8 protein-coding genes are annotated in these 11,002 nt (G+C 37.1%); 5 read left to right on the top strand and 3 right to left on the bottom strand.

Going from position 1 to position 11,002, the window contains the following annotated elements; genetic code table 11:
* The first annotated feature begins 506 nt into the window (after window positions 1–506).
* The 3 genes from AACT42_RS10535 to AACT42_RS10525 all read left to right on the top strand — a co-directional run bounded on the left by AACT42_RS10535 (window position 507) and on the right by AACT42_RS10525 (window position 4,865).
* A complete protein-coding gene (locus AACT42_RS10535) occupies window positions 507–2,318 on the top strand; it encodes a hypothetical protein (RefSeq protein ID WP_094133083.1) in 1,812 nt (603 codons plus the stop codon).
* A 956-nt stretch (window positions 2,319–3,274) separates the two neighbouring features.
* The gene (locus AACT42_RS10530) at window positions 3,275–3,907 is read left to right on the top strand and encodes a hypothetical protein (protein ID WP_094133084.1); all 633 of its coding nucleotides are present in this window, start codon (window positions 3,275–3,277) and stop codon (window positions 3,905–3,907) included.
* Window positions 3,908–4,037: 130 nt separating this feature from the next.
* A complete protein-coding gene (locus AACT42_RS10525; RefSeq protein ID WP_176432205.1) occupies window positions 4,038–4,865 on the top strand; it encodes an SIR2 family NAD-dependent protein deacylase in 828 nt (275 codons plus the stop codon).
* Between the two features lie 36 nt (window positions 4,866–4,901).
* On the opposite strand, the gene AACT42_RS10520 is transcribed toward AACT42_RS10525, so the two are convergent.
* Window positions 4,902–5,576: a hypothetical protein gene (locus AACT42_RS10520; protein WP_094133086.1), complete on the bottom strand. Its 675-nt coding sequence runs from the start codon at window positions 5,574–5,576 to the stop codon at window positions 4,902–4,904.
* Between AACT42_RS10520 and AACT42_RS10515 the strand changes: the two genes are divergently transcribed.
* A complete protein-coding gene (locus AACT42_RS10515; RefSeq protein ID WP_094133087.1) occupies window positions 5,566–6,621 on the top strand; it encodes a hypothetical protein in 1,056 nt (351 codons plus the stop codon). The genes AACT42_RS10520 and AACT42_RS10515 overlap by 11 nt on opposite strands.
* A 32-nt stretch (window positions 6,622–6,653) precedes the next feature.
* Here the strand turns inward: AACT42_RS10515 and AACT42_RS10510 are convergent, their stop codons facing one another.
* Window positions 6,654–8,174: a ParB N-terminal domain-containing protein gene (locus AACT42_RS10510; protein WP_094133088.1), complete on the bottom strand. Its 1,521-nt coding sequence runs from the start codon at window positions 8,172–8,174 to the stop codon at window positions 6,654–6,656.
* An 11-nt stretch (window positions 8,175–8,185) separates the two neighbouring features.
* The gene (locus AACT42_RS10505) at window positions 8,186–9,403 is read right to left on the bottom strand and encodes a ParA family protein (RefSeq protein ID WP_094133089.1); all 1,218 of its coding nucleotides are present in this window, start codon (window positions 9,401–9,403) and stop codon (window positions 8,186–8,188) included.
* A gap of 689 nt (window positions 9,404–10,092) precedes the next feature.
* On the opposite strand from AACT42_RS10505, the gene AACT42_RS10500 reads away from it, so the two are divergent.
* Window positions 10,093–11,001, top strand: coding sequence for a hypothetical protein (locus AACT42_RS10500; protein ID WP_094133090.1), 909 nt, complete (start codon window positions 10,093–10,095; stop codon window positions 10,999–11,001).
* Window position 11,002 lies beyond the last annotated feature (1 nt).

The raw sequence follows: 11,002 nt of genomic DNA, 5'->3' as shown, positions 1-11,002 counted from the left end.
CCCTTCGACAGCATAGTATCCATATTCATCTTGGAAAAATTCCGAGTTAGGAACCTAACCGAGAAATGAAATCGTGTTTGTCAGATTCCAAGGCAAACCCTTCGACTGAATTTTACCCGTATTCGTCTTGGAGAATTCCAAGTTAGGAACCTAACCGAGAAAATTGAACCTTCTCTGTCAGACAACTGTGAAGCCCTTAGACAGCATAGTACCCATTATTCCACTGCCCTGACATGATTTGGATAAAACTAACACCACACAGGTAAAATCTATTGCTATTCTCCTTGTTTTAACGGAATAAATTATCCCTTCATAATTGATATCTGAGCAGTTTTGCTTTTCGTTCAAGTATGCTATTTTTAAGAAATGGCAGAGGTGCCTGAGATGAGTTGAACTCGAACACCTTTTATTATTAAGACCTCAGTGTTTGCAAGTATTTTTGGTAACTGGCTTTTTCCATATACGCATAGCACTTTAAATCAACTCGTGCTGTATAAGGATTTAGCATGACTATAAAAAACAAAGAGCAATTTGCGAATTGCGTTCGCTCGCTTCAAAAAGATGTCAATTCACAAGCAGGTACTACGATAAAGCTCTCTGTCATTCGAGAGGCTTTAGCTCATGCATTAGAGCAAAAGAGTTCCAATGGATTGTTATCTGTTCTTCCTATTTCACTTTGCGATCCCTCACTTCCAGCTAGACTCCATAAGTCTCTGATGGAATTAGCAGGAGTAAGCTATAGAACATCTTTATCTACCTTTCCCTATCCTTCTGGTCTGGAGCTAAGCCAGTCAGAAATTATGGAGATACTACAAAGTGCTCCCAAACCTAAGTTTAAAGAAGAAGATGCAAGCTACTTAATGATGATGGCGGTTGATAGTGGGTTTAAGTATCTTATTACAGGTGATGTTTCAATCATTCCAAATGGTGATGGCACTTGGTCATCTCCTGACAAATCAAACCTAAAGCTGTTGAGGCTTCTCTTGGGTGATGAGCGAGTTAGCTATATCCCGAACACTCACAATATCTCTGCAAGTAAATTTAAAGACATCTATAGCAAACTCTATCAACCATTCAGTGAGTGCATTAAAAGCAGAGATCTTTGGCAACAAGTAGAAAACTCTATTATATCTTCATTGGGAAATGAGAACATCATGCTTGAGGATGGTGGACTATTCACAATCACGCCCCAAAATTTTGATATCACAGTAATGGAACTCTTACAGCTTAACTTAGTTTCCGTTGTTACAGGTGAGCCAATCAATCAAAAAGCACTGGGCTGTATAAGTGTTGGGTTTATTAATGACTTTCTTATCAACAAAAAATATGCTGAAAGAGATTTCTACATCGAAAACGTGTGGAAACCTATGCTTGGAGATAAATTTGAATCAATTAGCTATGACAAGTACGAGAATGTTTGTAGTGATGATATTTGGAGCAAAGAATCTAAGCAGGCGATTAACGAACTATTTCTCACCATCTGCAAAGCTAATAATTGGCTCAGTAAGCCAATTAGTTCAATTGTTATCCCTCGCTTTAATGATGATATTCAAACACAATGCTATCGTTTTGAACTCGCTGATGAGAGCTTCTACTGTAAACAAACTATTGATGAGGTTGAGTTAATATCGAAACCATATGCTCGTTCAACGGTTCTAGACTACCTTGAAGGAGAAATTATTATCGAATCTGATGAGATAGAAGAAAAAATTTCAGAGATAGAGTTAGAGTATCAAGAAGCTCAATCTGAGCTTGATGGGATCGATGAAGATGATGATATTTATTATTTTGAAGACCCAAGTGATGCTCGATATGAAAAGCTATCAAAACTTCCTATACCGCTAAATGTACCTCGCATTTACAACGTCGAAGCTAAACTATCCAAGAAAGCGATTGTTTCAGGAACAGCTTTCGATCTATCAGAAGCTGATGGATATCTTGGATACTACTATGATTATATGGATATGTTTACGAACGATTTCTGTTACTTGTCTAATGCAGCAAAACAATTCAATGATCTGCGTAGTGCTGAATCTATTTTCGTTTTAGGCTCGTTTAGCTATTCAAATATTAATGATTTCCAGAAGTGTTTGGATGAAATCGTTAAGTTTCATATGGTCGATTTTATTGTCATAGACATAGATTTCATCAAAGGGGTTTTCCCTGCCTATCCACATAAATCTTTTGCAGGTCTAGACAACAAACTTCAATCTAAAGTAGATGAATTATTTCACTGCATTGAATCTAACTTTGAAGTGTCCGAATACACACTAGGAATTCAAAAATCTGATCCGTTATTCAATGCTGGTATTTACTAAAGAAAGGCATTTCGATGCAAGGCAATGCACTTTAATGGGACTTAGATTATCGAGCCTAACAATAAGACGCTGTTTTATTGCGATAATTAACAAGTAGATAAATAGAAAATCCCAAGCTTGGGATTTTCTAATATCACCCACAACCAATTATTTCTCCATTACTAATCCCTACTTTTCAATTCAACCTAAGCGAACTGAACCATTGAATTATGCGCTACGGGCAAACTTCATTATCTCAAATCGTTCTTTCGGACGAACTTAATCTTTATTATCTCAACACAACCATTCAACTGCATAGTCCCCATATTCATCTTGGGAATTTCCAAGTTAGGAACCTAACCGAGAAATTAGAGCTTGATCTGGTAGACGCTGCGGAAAGCCCTTCGACTGAATTTTACCCGTATTCGTCTTGGGAAATTCCAAGTTAGGAACCTAACCGAGAAAATAGAGCTTACTCTGGTAGACATTACGGCAAACCCTTCGACAGCATAGTACCCGTTTTCGTCTTGAAGAATTCCAAGTTAGGAACCTAACCGAGAAAATACAGTTTGACCTGGTAGACGCTGCGGCAATCCCTTGGACTGCATAGTACCCATATTCGTCTGAAGATTTCCAAGTTAGGAACCTAACCGAGAACTTGGAGCTTGATCTGGTAGACGCTGCGGCAAGCCATTCAACTGCATAGTACCCATATTCATCTTCAAGAATTCCGAGTTAGGAACCTAACCGATATAGCAGTATGGTTTTGATTTGTTTCCAATAAGCAAGCACACATTAAACCATCTTAAATTGACACGGTTTCTTAGTTGTTGTAGTTTGAGAGTTAGGGCAACACCTAGTCCTGACCCACCACAAAGGCAAAGCGTATGCATAGGGTAGTTTAAATTAAAATTACTGATTGTTTTTTCCAGTCAGTAAGAGTGGTGCTTATTGGCATAAAATCGGAAATTACTATCATGAACCAACGCATCTATTTTTCTGTAAAAGAAGCAATCCAACTTAAAAATGACATCAAGACTTTAAATAATTTTGTATGCTCAGAATTCACCCTTAAAAAGAAAATCACTAAGATATTAAATGAGTTTTCTCAACAGTTTGGGTATACCTCATACTCACATTTAAAGAAGATTTCAGAGTCATGGAATGAGTCATCTTATGATAAATTTCTGAAAGATCTGGTTAGCGCTAGTGATGCAGAAAAACACTTCATTAATACATACCCTGAAATCACCAATAAACCAGGCGTATTTGAAAATGCCTACAATTTGTGGCTTGTCCCGCCAGCGAAAAAAAATGAATACGATTTCAAACTTAATGAACTACATGAATTAATTAATCAATCAGAACTGAATGAGCATGTTTACAGCGGAGAAGATGAATTCCCAATTGAGTTTCTGATCCAAGCTAAAAATCGAAAGTTCAAAGAATTCAATTGTTGGGATAGTTTTACTGTTGTTAACGGTAATGGAGTCGTAAAGGAATACACTATCATTGAGCAATATTCTCACATCTACACCAATCAACAAGTATTGAGAGTAGGGGAGGGGATTTGGGTAGAAGTATCAAATGGAGCATTCAGAGTAAAGTAATCGAACTTGCCCCGCTTATGCGGGGCTTTCTTTTTGTAAACACCTTGATTAAAAGTGAAACTATAATATCATCTCTAAAAATTATAAATTATAAATTATAAATTATAAATTAAAAATGAAATATATAGTCATGAAAAAAATTAGAGAAATTTTAAGAAAAACTGACAAGCTGATAATTTTAGCTGGAGCGGGGTTTTCTGCTGATAGCGGTTTACCAGTGTTTAGATCCAATAATGGGTTTTGGGATAACTACCCACAATTGAATGGAAAAGAGTTTACTCAGGTATCCTCGCCAGAGATGCTTTATGAAAACGAAGATCTCTTTCAAGGGTTTTATATCCATAGAAAAAATCTTTATGATTCAACTAATCCTCATATTGGATACAAAAAGCTTTTAGATTTTATTAATGAAAATAATATCGACTACTTTGTTTTAACAACAAATGTGGACGAACACTTTGAAAAAGCTGGCTATTCCAAGGATAAAATCTACGAGGTTCACGGTTCAATAAATCACTGGCAATGCGGAAAATACAGTTGCGATTCACCAATTTTTCCCATTAATGAAAAAATTGAAGTGGATAATAACCTTGTTCCTGAACATAAAGTTTACTGTCCTAAATGTGAATCAATCGCTAGACCCAACATTCTTATGTTTGAAGATTTTGAATTTAAAAGTGATAGGACAGATATTCAGGCTAAGTTGTTCAACCAATGGTATTACAATATTTTTCGACATGATGATTTAAATGTGACTGTACTTGAATTCGGAGCTGGACAATCAGTTGGTAGGCTTAGAATGCAGCATAGCTCTATTTTAATGGATATCCCTGATGCAATTGGGATTCGAATAAACACAGACCCCGAAGAAATTAACCTTATAAGAAGAAATAATATGATGCTTGAAACCAAAAGTAGTTTGGAGTTTATAAACGAACTATGTTTCTACAAACCTTGAGCATCAAACCCCAGCAGAGTCGCTGGGGTTGTCTTTTTAGATATCGAAGGAAGCTTCCTTATTCTTTTCTTTTGAGATTGACAGGACTTTTTCTTTTGAAACAGTACCATGAACAATCCCTGACTTTTTGGTTATGGCGTTAGTAATTTCCTTTCCATGTCCATTGTGGAATACTGTTCCTAGAGATTTCCAAAATCGAGCTGCATTGCCTGGTTGAATGTCCATAATCTCAAGATCTTTTCCAGTGGTTGCAACAATCGATTGAATTACTTTTGTTGCATACCCCTGTCTTCTCTCTTTGAAATTCTTTTCATTTTTGATAACGATATTAACCAAGCCATTTACATCGAAAAGAGTACCATCTTCGACAAATAATTCCACATGCCCAACTTCAGAAAGCCTTTGTGCCTCTACTTGATCAATGCCTTCTCTCATTAAAGACTTTATTCTATGGTTATCCATAATGATGTATTTCAATCGGGTTTCATGAGCGCGACTATTACCAGATCTTGAACCACCAGCAAGAGTGATAACATCATTTTGAGCACAAACAAAAAATCCGTACCTTTCAACTTCCATTTTCATTGTAGTTTTCTCTATTTTTATTTTAATATTAATTATACGCAGTTTGAGGACTTGCTTCAATTCAAGTTCCTGCTTATGAATGATATAATTATTAAAATAACTAAGAGAATTTGAAATGATAACCACTTTTACAGCCACCCCAAAAAGATTCGACAAGTTTGACTTCAATAAAATAGGTACTGGTACTGGTTTAGCAAGGCACGGTTTTGGGTTTTATTTTGGAAGTCCTGACTTAGCCAAAGATTATCTATCAACATACAAAACATATGATGGTGCAGATCCTACATACATGTATAAATCTAAAATAATCGAACCTGAAACCATACCGTATGAGGTTATAGAGGTAATTGAGTCGAAAGGATTTGATCAAGCAATTGACCACTTCTCTGGCATGTCTGAACATATAAAGTTTTTGAACGTACTAACCAATAATGGTAATGGCAAAGCATACTCTTGCCCTCATAGAGGTGTGCTGTATCATGTCTCAATCCCACACATAGATATTTCTGATTTGAAGGACTGGAGTGAAACTCTGTATGAATCAGATGATCTAATAGATATCTATATCGACTTTTGTAACAAGCATGTAAACCCACAAGATTTCGACCCCGAAACTTTGAAATATTTGGCTGATGCAGGTGTCTTTATAGATGAAGATACTGATTTTGAATCAATTATTGAGAACTTGCTTGATAAGGGGTTTGACGAGACTTATGACGTAGATCCTGATGATGATGAAATATATCCTTCTGCAACTTGCAGTACAGATCTAAAAGACATATGTATACACAGAGCTTTTGATGACTATGACTTCGATGATGGATTCCAAGAGGATTTCGATAACCTTAGTCAAAAATTTAATGCCGCGTTTCAGTCTTTAATCAAAAACACACCTGATTTTCACCATGAGGACTTCTCTTTGGGGGATATTCATTCAGCTTTAAATCACGCCATATCAAACCTTAATCCAGATCTTACAGAGATTGAATGTGCTAAAATGGCTAATGAATTTCTATGTAAGAATCTCAAAATATCTGGATATACAGCCGAAGCAATGTATGGAAAGCCTGGAGAAAAAGAGATTGTAATTATTGATCAGCAATTATTAGAGTCTGCCAAAATCGTAGAAGTGAACCCATATAATGATTTTGAGCTTGGTTATGATTACTAACAAAAGGGGGCTAAGCCCCCAATATCAGTTTTCTAGTCTTCTTCTTGCATTAGCTTATTGAGGTATTCTAACGTCTTTTCTTTAACTTCATCGCTAGCACCTTTGAAGCTAATCATTAACTCACCAGACTCTTTTTGAGTTGATCTGATGTACTTTTTGCTTTTCAAAGATCCCCAATGATAAACTGTTCGAGCTTTTTTGGGTGCAGGCACAACATTCTCAGGGGCTTCAACCTGACCATCAATACCAGATCTTCCCTTGTTATCATCTTGGTAGCTGCTTAGTCCATCTAGAATTGTTTTAAATGCACTTTCCAACCTTTCCAGTGGTATGTGCTCAGATACGGTTTCTGGCGCATCATCAGTGGCTTCTATAGGTACTCTATGATTTTTAAGCTCAACAACAATTTCATCTAATATACCCAGATCATTGGCTTTGATATAGAGAGGGTAAGCTAAATGTGACACAAACCGTTCGGTGATTGCTTCTCTTGGTACATAAAGAAACATATCTTCCGAAATTTCAGATAATTGCTCAGCAAGCCCATCAAGTTTATCGATCACCGATTTTGCATATGGATCAGGAATAACGTTAAAGTTAACATCTGATAGATCGTTATCATCATCAACATGCTCTTCAAACACTCTAACTTCATTCTTTAAGTTCGCATCGAGAACATCAAGCATGTTTAACGCATTAAATTTCGTGTACAGAGGGTATAAGCTCTTATCGAAAAAATTGTATCTCAGAGTGATATCTGAAAAATGCTTGATAATTGAAAGTGGAATCTTTGTAAAAGACACCATTCTCTTTACTTTACTCGAACTGTATTTTGAATCAATATTCGAAAACTCTTCGATACTCGCTTTAGTATTCTCAGTTTTATACTCATGAAGATCCGCAGCTATTGCAATACATTCCTCTAAGAACGAGTGCTCTTTAGTAGCCTTGAATGTTTCTCGAAGAAATTTTCTTTGAATGGCTGTTACATTACCCTTCAGAACAAAGACGTAATAATCTTTCTCTGCAATAATGCAGCTTCGTCTACGACGACTACCGTCAATAATCTCGACTACTTTACCACCATTACCATCATCGATTTCAACACCGATAGCTGGCAGGCTTTGACCAGACTCCTGAAGAGTACCTAAAATATCTTGTAAAGATAGAGAGTTAAGAAGTTCTTGAATACGGGCATTTGATCTCGTATTGACAACAGTTTTTGACTCAATTTCGTCGTACTTGTAAGTGCGAAGCTCCATTGGTCTTAACTCAGTCTCACCATAAAGTGGGCTAGTTAAATAAAACGTGCCAGATGAATTAACGTTGACCAAACCGCTAAAGCCAGACAGGTCAACCTCTAACTCTTTTGTCAGCTCGCCTAAAAACTGATTGATATCTACTCTATTTAACTCTTCAATGTGGGAGTTAATTGCTTGAGCCACCACTTTTACAGACTTACCTAACGCCTCAGCATTTGCCTGGTGGTTGAAGCTTCCTCCTGTAGAGGTAGCCTTCTTTTTTTTGCTTGGGGAAACGAAACGATCATTCATATCTCACCCTCCTAAAGAAACCTTTCAGAGACAACGTCGATGTAAGACTGATAAAGCCTATTCATGGAGTTCTGCGCCTCTCTAACGCTAGCTTTTCTTGTTTTGTATAGTTGGATTGGCTTGTAGTCCTCTGCCGATTGAGAGAACGCCACAGACTCCTGTATGATTTCTGGCAAACAATCAGAAACGCTTAGTATTGTGCTTACATTTTTCCAAACTACTTTATCAGCCTTTGTTGCTCTATTGATAATTGTTTTAATAGAGTTCAAACCCTTCCAATCTTCAGGCAGCATTTCCTTGAAAACATATTCAAGGTTAACAAGATGCTTCTCATAAGCTCTAAAGTCGATAGGTTTACCCGTAGCAGGCATTAGAAGGTCTGTAGCAGCGTACAGCGCATTCATTAAGAACATGTCTGGACTTGGACCCAAGTCGAATACAAACAGGTCAAAATCATCTTTAAGAGGCTCGATAATCATATCCCTAACATATGACATAGAGCATAGCTTACCTTCCTCAAGTAGCTTCGCTGATGAATAAAGCTGGAATGAAAGGTCAGTCAGAACAGAAGGGATTAGTTTTAGCGCAGGAACGCTAGTAGGAATAATGACATCCTCTAGTAATTCATTACGATAGAATTCACGCTTTTCTTTGCGTGTTTCTAGATCGTCATCCATCCAGTCTTGGAACTTATCTACAAAAGAAATGTAGTTGTCATCCTTAGCGTCCACTGCTTCTTTCGAAAGAAATACTCTTTGAGTACCTTGAGGATCGAAATCGACTAGGCAAACACGCATGTTTCTAATAGGGTCTAAAGCAGCTTCAATAGCAACACCTTGAGCAGTTGTGCTTTTACCAACACCACCCTTAGCTGTTTGAACTACGACAACACTAGGGCTGATATTTTTCTCTTTCCTTATTTCCTTGAAAGACTTAACACCGCACCGCTTTACAAACTCAATCGCTTGAACCCTATCAAGCTGATATTGATTACTATTATTCTGATTGAAGATATAACCGTCCTCAATCATACCTTTTTTGACCTCTTCAAACTGAGCATCGCTGATATTTAAAGCGCCTACAAGCTGCTTTTTAGAGTAAAACTGCTCAATTAGCTCTTCTTTAACTTCTACTTTACCTGAAGTCATGCTCTTTACTTTACGGTGTTTTTCTAGAGCTGTGCGTTGACGCTTAAGCGCTTGTATATTCTCTGCACGAAGATTTGTCATGATATCCGCCTTCCCCAAGGTTAGTGATATTAGAAAAAATATATTCTGAACAGGATGATAGCACCAAACTCAATCAAATCAAGCGAGTTTGGTCAAAAATACCAAGTATGGTCATTTAGAGCGAGTATGGTCTTTTCGAGCAAGTATGATCAAACCAAGCGAGTATGGTCATTACGAGTGAGCATGGTCAATCATCTGATCTTTGGAATACGGCACTTATTTTTCTGAAGATGAAATCTTTGTAAGTCAACTAATACGTAACACAGGTAAACCTGTGATGAGGCGATTAGCTCACTTTGGCTCATTGTGTTTCAGCGCGTCTCAAGAAGAAGCCTGCGCAAGATTTATTCATCAAACTAATTAAAAAATAACCAGCATTCCGTTTTGTCATAAGTTCAATCGTGGTATCATATGAACATAGGCGAAATAATTAGGAAACCAACCTATAACGCACCAGTAAGCCGCAAATTAAATGTATGAACTAAAATTTTACTAGCAATAAAATCAATTACTTAGAGGCAAGTAGTGTGTTTATTGTTGCTTATGCAACTATGTCGCGAGCAATGGTGTTAAAAAGGCAAAAATAAACTTTACTTTTAGCTTTATCTAGGTATAATCGAACGAACTGAACAGAATAACAAATAAATTAAAGTTCAAATTAATTGGCTGTAATAGAGGAAACAATCAGAATGCAAATCAGAGGTTTAGAGGCGAACGCATCCCAAGAAATACTCGCTCAAGATGTAAGATTAGATAGCCTAATTGCGAAAGCGGAGGAAATGGCTAATGGTGTTAAATATCTTTACGTAAAGAGAAGTAAAAACTACGGTTCGTTTGCCGTTACTCTTAGCACAAAGACAACTAAGACTTTCCGTTTTGACTGCCTTGATTCACTAAGCGAATCATACGCTGATGCAAAATTTACGATTTTCGAAGATCGTGGTCAAAACACTAAAGCGGTAACAAAGAAGCGTTCACAAGGTGGCATCTACATGCGAGCTATTGAGCGTAAGAACAAAATCTCAACCGAAGTTAAGATTGTTATGTCTTTTGCTGACAACTCTGGTAAAAGCGCTTTTCTTGGCACTTTCGATTCAGAAAAAATCAGTGTTGAAATTGTTGATGCATGGGCTAAAACTGTAAAACACGCAGCGGCAAACGGTACAGTGACTTATCAAGAAGTGAAAGATTCGTTTAACTACATTAAGAAAAACTACGTTAATGCTACTCTTGTTGACTTTCTAACACTGAGCCGTGGTTGGTTCGATATGGAACTGAAAGCTAAAAACGTTACTGGCGTTTTTGCACCAGCACCAGTGGTACGCGCAAAAGGTAGTCGAGTTTTACCAGACAACACTTCGTTTCAGTCGCGTCATGGTCGTGGTAACATCATCGTTTCAAAAGATGGTCATCGTATGACTTTAGCTTTTCGCGATACACCAATTAAAACAGTTGAAACTAAAGCAGTTCAGTGGCTTAATGAAAACATCACATCACTGAATTCAATGACTGATTCAAACAAACAAAAACTGAAAGAAAACTGGAACGCCTTTTTAAATCGTTGTCAGACTTGCAAGCCTCAGAACATGAATCATTAAT

The sequence above is a fragment of the Vibrio sp. V15_P4S5T153 genome (assembly GCF_963874485.1).
Classification (GTDB): Bacteria; Pseudomonadota; Gammaproteobacteria; order Enterobacterales; family Vibrionaceae; genus Vibrio; species Vibrio anguillarum.
Note: the sequence above shows the minus strand (reverse complement) of the source record. Positions and strands in the feature narration are given on the sequence as shown.